Origin of the sequence: Roseomonas sp. CAU 1739, assembly GCF_039839775.1 — a bacterium.
GTDB lineage: Bacteria > Pseudomonadota > Alphaproteobacteria > Acetobacterales > Acetobacteraceae > Neoroseomonas.
This window is the reverse complement of the sequence record NZ_JBDOQQ010000001.1, coordinates 143,682-156,246: the sequence shown is the minus strand read 5'-3', so window position 1 is coordinate 156,246 and position 12,565 is coordinate 143,682. Positions and strand designations below refer to the sequence as shown.

The following is a 12,565-nucleotide window of genomic DNA, read 5'->3' as shown; positions in this document are numbered from 1 at the left end:
CGCCGGGCCTGTCGGGGGCTTGCGATGGCGAGGCGCTTGCCGGGGCCTGGAGGGGCGGCGCTCCTCCAGCGTGCCACCTGACCCCCCGGCCATGATCGCCGTCGAATTCCGCCGCGCGGCTCCCGGTGCGGAACGCCCATGCGTGGTGCCCCTGGTCGCGGGCATGGCCCCGCCGCGGGCGGCGGGCGCAGCAGTGGCGGCGGCCGGCTTCAGCGCGAAGCCCGGCGCCGTGCTGGACCTGCCCGGTGCGCCGCGGCGGTTGCTGGTGGGCCTTGGCAACGCGCCGGACCCGCTCATGGGCGAAACCGCCGGCGCCTCTGCCTCGCTCGCCGCGGGCGACCTGCCGGAACTCGCGCTGCTGGCCGATACGCTCGACCCGGGGCTGGCAGCCTCGATCGCCGGCGGCATCGCCCTCGGCGCCTGGCGCTTCGATGCCCTGCGCACCGGGGACGTGCCGCCACGGCTGAAGCGGCTGGTGGTTCACGCGGATTATCCATCGGCCGTGGAGAAGTCCTTCGCCGCGCTCGCGCCCGGCATCGCGGGATGCCTGCTGGCCCGCGACCTGACCATCGAGCCCGCCAACCTGCTGACCACACGCCACTTCGCCCGGCGGCTGGAACGGCTGGAGGCCGAAGGGATCGAGGTCACGGTGCATGGGCGCAAATGGCTCACGAGACACGGCTTCGGCGGATTGCTGGCGGTGGGTGGCGGCAGCGCATCCCCGCCGCGCCTGGTCGTGCTGCGCTGGCCCGGCGTGCTGCCGGCGGCCCCGGTCGCCTTCGTCGGCAAGGGCATCGTCTTCGACACCGGCGGCATCTCGATCAAGCCGGCCCAGGGGATGGAGGCGATGCGCGCCGACATGGCCGGTGCCGCCGCCTGCGCGGGGGCCATGCTGGCACTGGCGCGGCGCAGGTCGCCCGCGCCCGCCATCGCCGTGCTGGCCATCGCCGAGAACGCCACCGGCGCTGCCTCCTACCGCCCCGGCGACGTGCTCCGCACGGCGTCGCGCCGCACGGTCGAGGTCATCGATACCGATGCCGAGGGACGGCTGGTGCTGGCGGATGCCATCCATCACGCCATCACCACATTCCGCCCACGCGCGGTGATCGACCTCGCGACGCTAACCGGGTCGATCATCACCGCGCTCGGGCATCATCGCGCCGGGCTGTTCGGCACCGATGCCGCCTTGATGGCGTCGGCGGCGGCGGCCGGGGAAGCGGTGGGCGAACCGCTGTGGCCGATGCCGATCGGCGCGCGGCACCGGGAGGACCTGGCCTCGGACATCGCCGACCTGAAGCAGTGCGCGTCGGGCCGGATGCAGCCCGATGCCTGCCATGCCGCCGCCTTCCTGCGCGAATTCGCCGGCGACCGGCCCTGGGCCCATCTCGACATCGCCGGGGTCGAGACCGCCGATGAGGCGCACCCTCTCGGCCCGGCCGGTCCGACCGGCTTCGGGGCTCGGCTGCTCGATCGCCTGGTCGCGATGCGCTTCGAGGCGGAGCCGTGACCGAGGTTGGCTTCTATCACTTGACGCGCACGCGGCTGGACCAAGCGCTGCCGCGGTTGCTGGGGCGGGTACTGGCCACCCGCGGGCATGCCTTCGTGCTGTGCGGAGAAGCCGAGCGCGCCAAGGCGCTCGACGCCGCGTTGTGGACGGTGCCCGACCCGGACTGGCTGCCGCACGGCCTCGCAGGCGGGCCCGACGACGCGCTGCAGCCGATCCTGATCGGCATCGAGGACGCCCTGCCGGCCAATGGCGCGCGTTTCCTGTTCCTGGTCGACGGCGCCGCGACCGCACGGATGCCGGCGTATGACCGCGTCTTCGACCTGTTCGACGGCGCCGATGCGGCGGCGGTCGCCGCGGCGCGCGGTCGTTGGTCGGCGGCCAAGGCGGCCGGGCACGGGCTGGCCTATTGGCAGCAGGGTGCCGCCGGCTGGGAGCGAAAGGCCTGAGGCGCTGCCCTCGGCGAGGGGGTCCCGCACCGTCCGCTACGCGTGTCCCCCCGACCACGCGCTGCTGGTCGAAGGCGCCCTGATCCCCGCGAGGCTGCTGGTCGATGGCGCGATGATCCGCCGCCTGCCCGCGCAGGGCGACGTCACCTACCAACTCCTTGAACTTGAAGTGCACGATATCCGGCTGGTCGAGGGCACGCCTTCGGAATCCTGTATCGACCCCGGCAATCGCGCCGCTTTCGACGATGCGGGCGTCGTGCGGATTCTGCATGCCGACTTCGCACCGCAGCGCGCTGGCGGCATGCCCCGCATCACCGAGGGCCCGGGCCTTGAGAGGGCTCGCCTCGCCTTGGCGCGTTGCCGGGAAGCGGCGGGTGAAGACCAGCGCATCGCGGTCTGACGGCCGCGTCGGGCGTGACGCGGCCGCGACCATCCGTGATTCGCCCGGGCGGGCATCCTCACCCGCCCGGGTGACGCCACCCGGGCGGGTGGCGGCCTATCGCCAAAGGCTGCGCGCCGCCAGCCAGTCCTGCACCAGCGCCGCGACCGCGTCGCTGTTCCGGTCCATCTGGATCATATGGCTGTTGCCACGGATGCCGCGCGCCGGCAGGTCCACCACATCCACCTGGCCGCCGGCGGCGCGCACCGCTTCGGCGAAGGCGACGCCCTTCGCCCGGATGGACGGCCAGCGCGGATCGCCGCCGATGAAGTCGCCATACAGCATCACCACCGGAATGCCGCGCAGGGCCGCGACCTTATCCATCAGCCCGGTCGAGGCCGGTTCCACCAGCACCAGCGCGCGCACCTTGTCCGGCCATTCCTGCGCGGCGCGCCAGGCGAAGTAGCCGCCCTGGCTGTGCGCGACGACAACCGACGGCCCGACGCGGTCGAGCAGCGCGCCATAGGCATCCAGCGTCAGCCCATCGGTGGTGGTGAAGCGCGGCACGCATTGGCGGATGAAATTGCGCCAGGATGCCGCGTCGCCGGGAAACTGGTTGCCGGGCAGCAGGGCGCCATCCTGCGGCGTGCCGGTGCCGATGCGAAAACGGGTCCAGGGATTCTCGAACGTGATCGTGACAGGGATGCCGCCGGTCTCCTCGGGGATGCGCATCCAGCCGGACCGGCCGCGTTCGACCGCATCGGTGACGACCACCTCCCAGCCGCGGCGCAGAAAGAAGTGCTGCCAGCCCTCGCGCCCATCGGGCGTGGTTTCCCAGCAGGCGCCGGTCAGCCCGCCACCATGCCAGAGCATCAGCGGCAGGCTGCCGCGCCGGGGCTCGGGCACCATGACCTGCCCGTACATGCCGCCGACGAGGTATGTGCCGTTGGAATCGATCATGGCGGGCGCGCTGCCGGGGGTGAACAGCACCTCGCGCGCCGGCTCGCCATCGACCACGACCTCGCGGCCGCCGACGTGGAAGGAAGCCCAGCGGGCAAGGGTCAGCGGCGGCGTGTCGGTCATGGCTCTCGGCCTGCGGTTGCGGGCCCGATGATCGCCGTCGCGCGGGCCGGGTCAATGACGCCCGGCGCGGCGCCTCACCAGCCCTGGATGGCGGCGAGGTCCCGCCATGCGCGCACCAGGTCGATCGCGCGCAGGTCGTGACCGCCGGGACGCAGACAGAGTTGCAGCACGCGTCCGGCCGGATTGGTGCGGCGACTGCAATCAGGGCCCTCGGCGCGGCGTTCGACCGGCGCGCCGAAGCCGCCCCAGGTGGCGTAGCGGCGGATGACTTCGAAGACGTCGCCCTGGCTGGTGTCGCGGATGGCGCGGCCGTGCAGGGGCACCGTCGGGTCCTCGGTACCATGCGTGTGCAGCACCGTGGCGGGGCCGGATGGGCAATCTTCCGGCAGGGGATTCCAGAAGGTGCCCGACAAGGGGGCGAAGCCGGCAAACAGGTCCGCACGGCGGCAGGCGAGGTTCCACGCCAACATGCCGCCGGCCGAGAAGCCGGACGCCATGATGCGCGCCGGGTTCACCGGGAAGCGGGCGATGACGTCCGCGACCAGGCGGTCCATCGCGGCCATCTCGTCGATGCCGGGGCGCGGGCCGCCGGGTTGGCCGGGCAGGTTCCAGCGCGGCCCGTCCGATTGCGGGGCAATCAGCGCCAGGCCGAGTGCGGAGACCGCCGCGGCGATATCGGCATCGGCCATGATGTTGGCGGCGGTGTCACGGTAGCCATGGGCCAGCAGGATGGCGCCCACCCGCGCCCCATCGGGGGGAAGCGGCGGCAGGCGGATGCGGTAGCTTCGGCTGCCGACCAGGCAATCCGTGTCGGGCCCGCAGGCACGGGCGGGGCCGGCCGCCCCGGCAAGCAGCGGCAGCAGCAGCAGCAACCAGGTCAGCGAATGGCGCGGCTTGGGCATCGGGGCCTCCTGGCGGGAGGATAGCGTATCGGGGCGGCAGCGCATGTCGGCGCGATGCCGCCCCTTGGGCGCGATGGCAGGCCGCAAGGCGTGGGCATGGGTGTCCGGAGGCGGCATGGTCACCCTTCCATCATGGCCACGGCGTGGACGCGAACGAGTCCCGGGCGATCAATCCTTGAAAGGATCGAACTCGCCCGGCCCCGCCATCGCCACCGCCATGGGGCGCAGGCGGTGCAGCACGCGCACCGTGTCGCCCTGCGCCGCCAGCACATCCGGCAGGCGGCGATAGGCCATCGGGCTTTCATCGACGTCGCCACCCGACAGCAGCACGCCGCGATCCCGCAGCCAGTCGCGCATCTGGTCGCGGGTGAAGCGGCGATGCGCCTCCTTCCGGCCGAACACCCGGCCGGCACCGTGGATGGTGGAATACAGCGCGGCGCGCGATGCCTCGCTGTCCACCCCTTCCAGGATCACCGCGTCGTCGCCCATCGACCCGCCGACGAAGCCGCGCTGGCCGGGGAAGGCCGGCGTCGCTCCCTTGCGCACCACCCACAGGTCGCGCCCGCCATGGGTCTCCTTCCAGGCGTAGTTGTGATGGTTGTGGACGGTGTCGGTCACCGCGCCGCCGATGATGCCGCGCACGCGTTCCACCACCCATTCCCGCCCGGCCTGGGCGTAGCGACCGGCGAGTTCCATCGCCGCGATGTAGCGGATGCCGAGTTCCGATCCTTCATCCACCACGGTCGGCGGCACATGGATGCCATCCCGCCCGCCGGCCGCCTTCAGGTAGCGCGTGGCCGAGGTGTGCCCGAGCCCGCGCGATCCGAAATGCACGCCGATCCAGACCAGGCCGGCCTCGTCCTCGAACAGGTCCACATAGTGGTTTCCCGAACCCACCGTGCCGAGCTGCGCGGCCGCCTTCTGCCGGTAGTCGCGCATGTCGGAGGCATGCCACGCCTCGTCATCGTCGAGCAGCGCGTGCTCCACCCGCGCGGCATTGGCGCGGCCGATGCCGAAGGAGATGGTCTGCCGGATGCCCGCGAGGATGTCCGGCAGGTCGTCGCGGATCCGCGAAGCGGGCATGTCGAGCCGCACGGCGAGGTTGCCGCAGCCGATGTCGAAGCCGACGCCGGAGATGCTGACCTGGCCATCATAGGCGATCACGCCGCCGACCGGCTGCGCGTAACCCAGATGGCCATCGGCGCACAGCGTCGCGGCCACGGTGTTGCCCACGCGCAGGCAGCGCTGCATCTGCTCGATGGTCTGCTCTTCATGCGCGCCGAACACATGCAGCGGCGCGTCGCGATAGGCATCGGGCTGCGCGGCGATGGTCGCGGCTTCCCGCGCCTTCGCTTCCTGCTTGCGGGCCTGCCGCGCGGCATCGCGGAACTCGGTCCAGGCCGGCATGGTCTTGCCCGGCTTGTCGGGGTTGGGGATGCGCGTCTCGGGATCGAGCCCGGCCGCCACGGCCAGGTCGCGCGCATGGGTCTCCAGCGGGTCTGCACGACGCATGGGGGTACTCCAGGTTTTTCGTAGTCTCGGGGAGAAGCGGCGCAAGCAGCGCCGGGGTGTGTCAGGCGAGGACCGGTTGAGGCCTGGCATTGCCGACGAGCGCGTCGCGCAGCCATGCCGGCCGGCCGGGGATAAACCCGGTCGGATGGCAGGCGACGACGATGCGATGCGCTATCGACGACATGGGTGACACACGAAGCCTCGGCGAAGTGATTTCCACCGAGGGCGCGGCGAATACGCAAAACGATCGCGGCGATGCAAGCGGAAAATCGGCAGCACGCATCGCCGCGTCACGCCGCCTTCAGGGCAGGGTCTGCATGAAGCGCGCGAGATCCTCCCGCCAGAACCGCGCATTGCCGGTGGTGCCGTGGCCGAGCGTCTCCGCACTCGCCGGGATCAGCAGCAGCCGGGCATTGGGGATGCGGGCGATGGCACGTTCGGTGATGCCGGTCTCGGGCGGGTTGCGTTCGTCGTCGGCGGAATTGATCGCCAGCACGCGGGTGCGGATGCGGTCGAGCTTCGGCTCCGGATCGTAGTCGCGGCTCGCATCCCACTGCCAGATGAAGTCGTTGGCGTCGGCGGGCGGTGTGGCGGCGAGGCGCTGGTCAACCAGCCGGTCGGCGGCCTCACGCGTCGGCGCGCTGCGCTGCAGGTTCAGCATGCCGCCATTGGTGCCGGTGCCGTACATCACATTGGCCAGGCGCAGCGATGGCGGCTGCGTGGTGTAGTTGCCGCCCTGATAGGCCGGGTCCTGGCGCACGCTCTCGATCATCAGCCGCCGCATCATCCAGTTGCGCGACGCCATCGCCGTGGGCTGCGACGCCATGGGCACGATCGCGTCCATCGCATCGGGGAAGTTGGTGGCCCAGGTCCAGGCCATCATGCCGCCCATCGAATTGCCGAGGATCAGCCGCAGCCTGCGGATGCCGAGGCCTTCCGTCACCAGCCGGTGCTGTGCGGCGACCATGTCGTCGTAGTTGTAGCGCGGGAAGGATGCGCGCATCCCGTCCGACGGCTTCGACGAATTCCCCACACCGAGTGCGTCGGGGATGATGATGAAGTAGCGTGCCGCATCCAGCGGCTGGCCCGGCGCGAACAACTGCCCGCCGAAGGCCGCGGAGAGCATGCCGCGCGCCGTGCCATAGGTGCCGTGCAGGATCAGGACGGCGGGGTTCGCGGGATCGCCAAGCGTGATGGCGCCGAGCCGGACATCCATCACCTCCCCGCTGTGGAAGCGGAAGCCGGTGGCGGTCCAGGTGGTCTCGCGTGGCGGCGGGGTGGCGGGGGATTGCGCCACGGCGGCGGTGGCGACGAGCAGCAGCGGCAGCAGCAGCGCCGCGCGGCGGAACAGGCGCATGGTCGTATCCTCCTCGGTTTTCTTGTCCGAGAGGCTAACCGAAGGTCAGGTCGTGCCGCCACCGCCGCTTTCCGTGGCTTGCGGCGCACGCGCTCCAGGGCATCGCCATGCCGCCTTTCCGATGTTCGGTCTGCCGGGCGATCCAGCCAGACTGGAGTGATCTGCGCCGGATCGTGCTGTCGTAAATCGATGCAATTTCAGTTTGGGCGAGCAGCTTCACGCGCTCGGCTGATGACAGTCAGGCGCGATCTGCTCGGGTCGCCGACGAGGAACAAGGTCGCTGCCGGAAGCACCTCGGGACCGTCAGCTGTCGTTTGGATGGGCAGCATCGCGCAGCGCGTCGAAGCGCCGCTTCACCGCGTCCAGCTGTTCCTCGGTGCTGTCTTCCAGCGAGATCATCCGGTCCTGCGCGCCCTTGGTCGCATGGATCAGTTCATCGAGCTTCAGCTGCAGGGCGCGGGTGTCGCGGTTCTGGGTGTTCTGCATCAGGAAGACCATCAGGAAGGTGATGATCGTCGTGCCGGTGTTGATCACCAGCTGCCAGGTGTCGGAGAACCCGAACAGCGGCCCGGACACCATCCAGAGCCCGATCGTCGCCAGCGCCACGAGGAAGGTCGAGGCGCGGCCGGCTTGGCGGCCAGCCCATTGCGCCGCGGCCTCGAACATCCTGGACATCGGTGTCTCCCTTCACGCCTGGCCCATCGGGAACATCCGAATGCTATCGCGGTTGCGTGACGAAGCGGTCATGCGCGGCCTCGGCGGTCCCGGTTTGGCCGCGCGCCATGCCGCGCTGACTGGCATGCAGCGGCAACCCGCAGCGCCCGTCAGCGTTGGAAGGTCTGTTCGCTCATCCAACGAGCGTGGCTGGCCGGTGGCACCGAGAGCACCACGCGGCCCAAAGGAGAAGTCGACGATGAGCTTAACGCTTCGCGCCGCATCCTGCGCGGCAGCCCTTGGTCTGCTGGGGCTGGGTGCCTGCACGGTCAACAACCCGCCGCCGGCCTCCCCCACCCCGGTCGTGGTGCAGCAGTCCCCCGCTACCCTGCCGGGCGCGACCGTCGTCCAGCCCGGCGTAACCACCTATGCGCCGCCCGGGTCGGTGGTCGTGCCGCCCACACGCTACTGACATAGCGGCGCGTCCACGATGCCGGGGCGCATGCCCCGGCATCGGGTTGTTAGAGCCTGTTTGGAAAATACGCCGAGAGGTGCGTTTCCCGGATCGGCACCAGCCCGCATCCCCACCCGGCCACCCAAAGCAGCAAACTGTCGTCGGGCGGCCGGGTGGGGGTGCGCCCCGGTGCCGGGGTCTCAAACAGACCCTCAGATCATCGCCATGCCGCCATTCACATGGATGGTCTGGCCGGTGATCCAGCCGGCCTCGGTGCTCGACAGGAACACCACGGCGGCCGCGATGTCCTCCGGCGTGCCCATGCGCTGGGTCGGGATGCGCGACAGCAGCGCAGTCTTCTGGGCCTCCCCCAGCACATCGGTCATCGCGGTCTTCACGAAGCCCGGGGCGACGACATTGACCGTCACGCCGCGCGTGGCGACTTCCTGCGCGAGCGATTTCGACATCCCGATCAGGCCCGCCTTGGCGGCCGCGTAGTTCGCCTGCCCGGCATTGCCCGTCACGCCGACGATGGAAGCGATCGACACGATCCGCCCGGACCGCTTCTTCATCATCCCGCGCAGTGCCGCGCGCGCCAGGCGAAACGGCGCCGTCAGGTCCACGTCGAGGACCGCGTTCCAGTCGGAATCGCCCATCCGCAATGCGAGCATGTCGCGGGTGAAGCCGGCGTTGTTGACGAGGATGTCGAGGCCGCCGGCTTCGGTCTCGATCTTCTCGACCAGCGCCGCCGGGGCCGCGGGATCGGTCAGGTCGGCGGGGGCGATGATGACGCGCGCCCCGCCCAGGGCTTCGGCCACGCGGGCGAGTTCGGCTTCGCGCCGGCCGGTGATGGCGACCGTCGCGCCCTGTGCGTGCAGCGCGGTCGCGATGGCCTCGCCGATGCCGCCGGTGGCGCCGGTGACAAGGGCGGTCTTGCCGGTCAGGTCAAACATGTCGCGATCTCCTGGTGACGGCCCGGCCGCCTGGTCGTGTCTGCGAAAGGGTCAGTGAAAGCGCTTGGCCAGGCTGTAGCGCGCATGGCCTGGCGGACAATCCTCGAGCGTGCCGGTCACGGCGTAGCCCTGCTTCTCGTAGAAGCCGCGCGCCTGGAAGGAATAGGTGTCGAGCCGCGCGCCGATGCAGCCGCGCTCGCGGGCGGTGGCTTCGGCCGCTTCCATCAGGCGCAGGCCCCAGCCCTGCCCGCGCAGGGCCGGTGCAACGGCCAGCGTCTCCACATACAGCCACTGCCACGATATGCGCGCGACCAGCCCGCCGGCGACCGCGCCATCCCCATCGCGGATCTGCAGCAGGATGGCCTCGCGGATATGGGGCCAGCCGGACCCGGCATTGGCCTCGGCGAGGACCGCCATGATCGCCGCCTCGTCCGATGGCTCCGGCGCCGCGAGGCGTTCGATGTGCGTCACAGCGATTTCAGGAAAGCTTCGACATCGGCCGGCGTGCCGATCGCCAGGGCGGTCGCCTCGGGCGCATTGCGCTTCATCAGCCCGGTCAGCACCTTGCCCGCGCCCACTTCGACGAAGCGGTCGCAACCCATCGCGGCCATGGCGGCGACGCATTCGCGCCAGCGAACGGTCCCGGTCACCTGCTTGACCAGCAGGTCGCGGATCTCGACCGGGTCGGTCGCCTTGGCGGCGGAGACGTTGGCGACGACCGGGACCATGGGCGCGCGCAGGTCGGCCTTGGCCAGGGCCTCGGCCATCGCATCGGCGGCCGGGGCCATCAGCGCGCAATGGAACGGGGCGGAAACCGGCAGCAGCATGGCGCGCTTCACGCCCTCGGCCTTGGCGATCTCGATGGCGCGCTCGACCGCGGCCTTCGCGCCGGAGATCACCACCTGGCCGCCGCCATTGTCGTTGGCGGCCTCGACCACCTCGGACTTGCCGGTCTCGGGGTTCGGGGCGGCCTTCTCGCAGATGCTGCGCGCGAGGTCGATCTCGGCGCCGAGCAGCGCGGCCATGGCCCCCGTGCCGGGCGGGGTCGCCTTTTGCATGGCTTCCCCGCGCAGGCGCAGCAGGCGGGCAGCGGTGGCGACATCGAAGGCGCCGGCGGCGGTCAGCGCACTGTATTCACCGAGCGAATGGCCGGCGACGAGCGTCACTTTGTCGGCCAACACGAAACCGCCTTCGGACTCCAGCGCGCGCACCACGGCGAGCGAATGGGCCATCAGGGCCGGCTGGGTATTGGCCGTCAGGGTCAGGTCCTCCGGCGGGCCTTCCCACATCAGCCTCGACAGCTTCTGCGACAGCGCGTCGTCCACTTCCTGGAAGACGTGGCGGGCGGCGGGGAAGGCCTCGGCGAGGTCGCGACCCATGCCGACGGCCTGGCTGCCCTGGCCGGGGAAGACGAAGGCGGTTGCCATGTGCGCGCGTTTCCGTGTTGTTACCGTGGGTATGGCGGCGCGGGATGCGGCGCGGGGGCGCGCTTGTCAACCGCCGACGCGGGCCGGCTGGGGACTTCAGGCCGGCGCCACGCCGCGCACCGCCCAGGCCGTGGCGGCATAGGACCGCGGGCCGTCCGGCTCGCCATCGATATAGGCGCGGCGCACCGCGTCCCTGAGTTGCCCCTGCGCCGTCGGGTCGAGACCCGAAACGAACGCCGCCGCAGGCCCCTGCCCGCCCATGTACGGGCTCCAGAAATCGTCGAAACCGGCGTAGTCCATGCGGATCGTCAGCGCGGTTTCGCGGATCTCGGCGAAGCCTGCGGCCCGCCAGGCCGCGCCGAGTTCGCCGGGACGGGTCATCGGCCGGATGCAGTTCTGCGCACGCAGGGTATCGGCACGCGGATCGATCGCCGCCGCCGTGTCGAGGAAGACGCGCTGCGCGACGAAACCGCCACGGGCATCCCACACGGCCGCCGCCACCACCGCGCCGGGGCGGGCCACGCGGCGCATCTCGGCGACGGCATCGGGCGCCCGAGGCACGAAATGCAGCATCAGCAGGGACAGGACGCCGTCGAAGCTGCCGGCCGGGAACGGGATGGAGCAGGCATCGCCCACCTGGAAGTGCAGCCGCGGATCGGCGGTGCGCGTCCGGGCGTGTTCGACATAGGCGGCAGAGAAATCCACCCCGGAAATGCGGCATCCGGGCTCCCGCGCCGCGAGGGCGAGCGCGAGGCTGCCGGTGCCGCAGCCCAGGTCGAGCACATGCCCCGCCCCGGCCGGCCCGGCGAAATCAAGGAAGGGCTCGGCGAGCCGGCGGCTCCAGCGCCCCATCTGGACCTCATAGGCATCGCCGTCGGTGGCATTGAAGGTCGAGGAAGCAGACATCGACGTCCTCCGGGCACCCGTGGCGCCATGGTGGCACGCCAATGGCACTGGCGGCGGAACAATTCCGCCGGCCGACCGGCAAACACCACTCCGCCCTTGCCTCCACCCCCCGCCCGTGCTTTACGCCGCCCTCCCCTGCCGGGCGCGAGGCAATCGCCCGGCTATGCCCGTTTGCGTGCCCTATTCCGGGGCCAGGGCTGAGCCAGCCATAGGGAGATCCCATGCCGCTCTACGAATGCGTGTTCATCGCACGCAATGACATCACCCAGCAGCAGGTCGAAGCGATCGCCGAGCAGGTGGCCACCCTCATCGCCGAAGGCGGTGGCGAGGTTAAGAAGCGCGAATATTGGGGCCTGCGCGGCCTCGCCTACAAGGTGAAGAAGAACCGCAAGGCGCATTACATGCTCCTCGGTATCGACGCTCCCGGCACCGCGCTGCCGGAAGTCGAGCGCCAGCTCGGCCTGAACGAGGACGTGCTGCGGTCGCTGACGATCCGCGTCGAGGAACTCGACGAGGCGCCGTCGGCCGTCCTGGCCAAGCGTGGCGACGACCGTGAGCGCGACCGCGGCTTCCGCGGCCCCCGCCCGGCGGGCCGCTTCGGGTCCGGCCGTGGCCGCGAGCGCAGCGACGACCGCGAGGAATTCCGTGCGCGTCCGCGGGACGACATGGATGGCCCCGGCGGGATGGAGGAGTAAGCGATCATGTCCGATACCGACCTGACCCCCGCCGGCCGTCGCCCGGCCGTTGGCGCCCGCCGTCCGTTCTATCGGCGCAAGAAGTCCTGCCCGTTCTCTGGGCCGCAGGCGCCGAAGATCGACTACAAGGACGTCCGCCTGCTGTCCCGCTTCCTGAGCGAGCGCGGCAAGATCGTCCCGTCCCGCATCACGGCGGTGTCCGGCAAGAAGCAGCGCGAACTGGCCCAGGCCATCAAGCGCGCCCGCTTCCTGGCGCTGCTGCCCTACGTCATCAACGACTGACGACGGGG

The 12,565-nt window shown here is 70.9% G+C and carries 17 protein-coding genes; 6 read left to right on the top strand and 11 right to left on the bottom strand.

Annotated features, from left to right (window positions below; translation table 11 throughout):
- The first annotated feature begins 91 nt into the window (after positions 1-91).
- From AAFN86_RS00710 to AAFN86_RS00700, 3 genes are read left to right on the top strand one after another with little or no spacing between them, the layout of a single operon-like run.
- On the top strand, positions 92-1,507 hold the full coding sequence (locus AAFN86_RS00710; protein ID WP_347541279.1) for a leucyl aminopeptidase family protein: 1,416 nt from the start codon (positions 92-94) through the stop codon (positions 1,505-1,507).
- Positions 1,504-1,953 (top strand): DNA polymerase III subunit chi, encoded by a 450-nt coding sequence (locus AAFN86_RS00705; protein ID WP_347541278.1) that lies wholly within the window; start codon positions 1,504-1,506, stop codon positions 1,951-1,953. Before AAFN86_RS00710 ends, AAFN86_RS00705 begins: the two co-directional genes overlap by 4 nt.
- Positions 1,844-2,353 carry a Hint domain-containing protein gene (locus AAFN86_RS00700; RefSeq protein ID WP_347541277.1) on the top strand — a complete coding sequence of 170 codons (510 nt, stop codon included), beginning with the start codon at positions 1,844-1,846 and terminating at the stop codon, positions 2,351-2,353. The genes AAFN86_RS00705 and AAFN86_RS00700 overlap by 110 nt, the downstream gene beginning before the upstream one ends.
- A 96-nt stretch (positions 2,354-2,449) precedes the next feature.
- On the opposite strand, the gene AAFN86_RS00695 is transcribed toward AAFN86_RS00700, so the two are convergent.
- The 7 genes from AAFN86_RS00695 to AAFN86_RS00665 form a co-directional block, all read right to left on the bottom strand.
- Positions 2,450-3,415 carry an alpha/beta fold hydrolase gene (locus AAFN86_RS00695; protein WP_347541276.1) on the bottom strand — a complete coding sequence of 322 codons (966 nt, stop codon included), beginning with the start codon at positions 3,413-3,415 and terminating at the stop codon, positions 2,450-2,452.
- Between the two features lie 74 nt (positions 3,416-3,489).
- Complete coding sequence (locus AAFN86_RS00690) at positions 3,490-4,317, bottom strand: dienelactone hydrolase family protein (protein WP_347541275.1); 828 nt, start codon at positions 4,315-4,317, stop codon at positions 3,490-3,492.
- 168 nt (positions 4,318-4,485) lie between these two features.
- Positions 4,486-5,829, bottom strand: a complete 1,344-nt coding sequence (locus AAFN86_RS00685) for an RtcB family protein (RefSeq protein WP_347541274.1) — start codon at positions 5,827-5,829, stop codon at positions 4,486-4,488.
- A 61-nt stretch (positions 5,830-5,890) separates the two neighbouring features.
- Positions 5,891-6,112, bottom strand: a complete 222-nt coding sequence (locus AAFN86_RS00680) for a hypothetical protein (RefSeq protein ID WP_347541273.1) — start codon at positions 6,110-6,112, stop codon at positions 5,891-5,893.
- A gap of 18 nt (positions 6,113-6,130) precedes the next feature.
- Positions 6,131-7,186 (bottom strand): alpha/beta fold hydrolase, encoded by a 1,056-nt coding sequence (locus tag AAFN86_RS00675; protein WP_347541272.1) that lies wholly within the window; start codon positions 7,184-7,186, stop codon positions 6,131-6,133.
- A gap of 34 nt (positions 7,187-7,220) precedes the next feature.
- Positions 7,221-7,406 carry a hypothetical protein gene (locus AAFN86_RS00670; protein WP_347541271.1) on the bottom strand — a complete coding sequence of 62 codons (186 nt, stop codon included), beginning with the start codon at positions 7,404-7,406 and terminating at the stop codon, positions 7,221-7,223.
- 83 nt (positions 7,407-7,489) lie between these two features.
- Complete coding sequence (locus AAFN86_RS00665) at positions 7,490-7,861, bottom strand: low affinity iron permease family protein (RefSeq protein WP_347541270.1); 372 nt, start codon at positions 7,859-7,861, stop codon at positions 7,490-7,492.
- 238 nt (positions 7,862-8,099) lie between these two features.
- Here AAFN86_RS00665 and AAFN86_RS00660 point away from each other — a divergent pair, with 238 nt between their 5' ends.
- Positions 8,100-8,312, top strand: a complete 213-nt coding sequence (locus AAFN86_RS00660) for a hypothetical protein (protein ID WP_347541269.1) — start codon at positions 8,100-8,102, stop codon at positions 8,310-8,312.
- A 194-nt stretch (positions 8,313-8,506) separates the two neighbouring features.
- Here AAFN86_RS00660 and fabG read toward each other — a convergent pair whose 3' ends face one another.
- From fabG to AAFN86_RS00640, 4 genes are all read right to left on the bottom strand, one after another.
- On the bottom strand, positions 8,507-9,247 hold the full coding sequence (gene fabG, locus AAFN86_RS00655) for a 3-oxoacyl-[acyl-carrier-protein] reductase (RefSeq protein ID WP_347541268.1): 741 nt from the start codon (positions 9,245-9,247) through the stop codon (positions 8,507-8,509).
- 51 nt (positions 9,248-9,298) lie between these two features.
- Complete coding sequence (locus AAFN86_RS00650) at positions 9,299-9,718, bottom strand: GNAT family N-acetyltransferase (protein WP_347541267.1); 420 nt, start codon at positions 9,716-9,718, stop codon at positions 9,299-9,301.
- A complete protein-coding gene (gene fabD / locus AAFN86_RS00645) occupies positions 9,715-10,674 on the bottom strand; it encodes an ACP S-malonyltransferase (RefSeq protein ID WP_347541266.1) in 960 nt (319 codons plus the stop codon). Before fabD ends, AAFN86_RS00650 begins: the two co-directional genes overlap by 4 nt.
- A 96-nt stretch (positions 10,675-10,770) precedes the next feature.
- The gene (locus AAFN86_RS00640; protein WP_347541265.1) at positions 10,771-11,580 is read right to left on the bottom strand and encodes a class I SAM-dependent methyltransferase; all 810 of its coding nucleotides are present in this window, start codon (positions 11,578-11,580) and stop codon (positions 10,771-10,773) included.
- Positions 11,581-11,801: 221 nt separating this feature from the next.
- Here AAFN86_RS00640 and rpsF point away from each other — a divergent pair, with 221 nt between their 5' ends.
- Together rpsF and rpsR are read left to right on the top strand one after the other, a co-directional pair.
- Entirely contained in the window at positions 11,802-12,275 is a 474-nt protein-coding gene (gene rpsF, locus AAFN86_RS00635) for a 30S ribosomal protein S6 (RefSeq protein WP_347541264.1), read from the top strand.
- 6 nt (positions 12,276-12,281) lie between these two features.
- A complete protein-coding gene (rpsR, locus tag AAFN86_RS00630; RefSeq protein WP_347541263.1) occupies positions 12,282-12,557 on the top strand; it encodes a 30S ribosomal protein S18 in 276 nt (91 codons plus the stop codon).
- Positions 12,558-12,565: the final 8 nt, after the last annotated feature.

Excerpts from the sequence above, each read along its gene's own strand:
- AAFN86_RS00680 (WP_347541273.1), bottom strand. The coding sequence starts at position 6,112 with ATGCGTGCTGCCGATTTTCCGCTTGCATCGCCGCGATCGTTTTGCGTA.
- AAFN86_RS00710 (WP_347541279.1), top strand. The coding sequence starts at position 92 with ATGATCGCCGTCGAATTCCGCCGCGCGGCTCCCGGTGCGGAACGCCCA.
- rpsF (WP_347541264.1), top strand. The coding sequence starts at position 11,802 with ATGCCGCTCTACGAATGCGTGTTCATCGCACGCAATGACATCACCCAG.
- AAFN86_RS00665 (WP_347541270.1), bottom strand. The coding sequence starts at position 7,861 with ATGTCCAGGATGTTCGAGGCCGCGGCGCAATGGGCTGGCCGCCAAGCC.
- fabG (WP_347541268.1), bottom strand. The coding sequence starts at position 9,247 with ATGTTTGACCTGACCGGCAAGACCGCCCTTGTCACCGGCGCCACCGGC.
- AAFN86_RS00695 (WP_347541276.1), bottom strand. The coding sequence starts at position 3,415 with ATGACCGACACGCCGCCGCTGACCCTTGCCCGCTGGGCTTCCTTCCAC.
- AAFN86_RS00700 (WP_347541277.1), top strand. The coding sequence starts at position 1,844 with ATGCGGCGGCGGTCGCCGCGGCGCGCGGTCGTTGGTCGGCGGCCAAGG.
- rpsR (WP_347541263.1), top strand. The coding sequence starts at position 12,282 with ATGTCCGATACCGACCTGACCCCCGCCGGCCGTCGCCCGGCCGTTGGC.
- AAFN86_RS00640 (WP_347541265.1), bottom strand. The coding sequence starts at position 11,580 with ATGTCTGCTTCCTCGACCTTCAATGCCACCGACGGCGATGCCTATGAG.
- AAFN86_RS00685 (WP_347541274.1), bottom strand. The coding sequence starts at position 5,829 with ATGCGTCGTGCAGACCCGCTGGAGACCCATGCGCGCGACCTGGCCGTG.
- AAFN86_RS00660 (WP_347541269.1), top strand. The coding sequence starts at position 8,100 with ATGAGCTTAACGCTTCGCGCCGCATCCTGCGCGGCAGCCCTTGGTCTG.
- fabD (WP_347541266.1), bottom strand. The coding sequence starts at position 10,674 with ATGGCAACCGCCTTCGTCTTCCCCGGCCAGGGCAGCCAGGCCGTCGGC.
- AAFN86_RS00675 (WP_347541272.1), bottom strand. The coding sequence starts at position 7,186 with ATGCGCCTGTTCCGCCGCGCGGCGCTGCTGCTGCCGCTGCTGCTCGTC.
- AAFN86_RS00690 (WP_347541275.1), bottom strand. The coding sequence starts at position 4,317 with ATGCCCAAGCCGCGCCATTCGCTGACCTGGTTGCTGCTGCTGCTGCCG.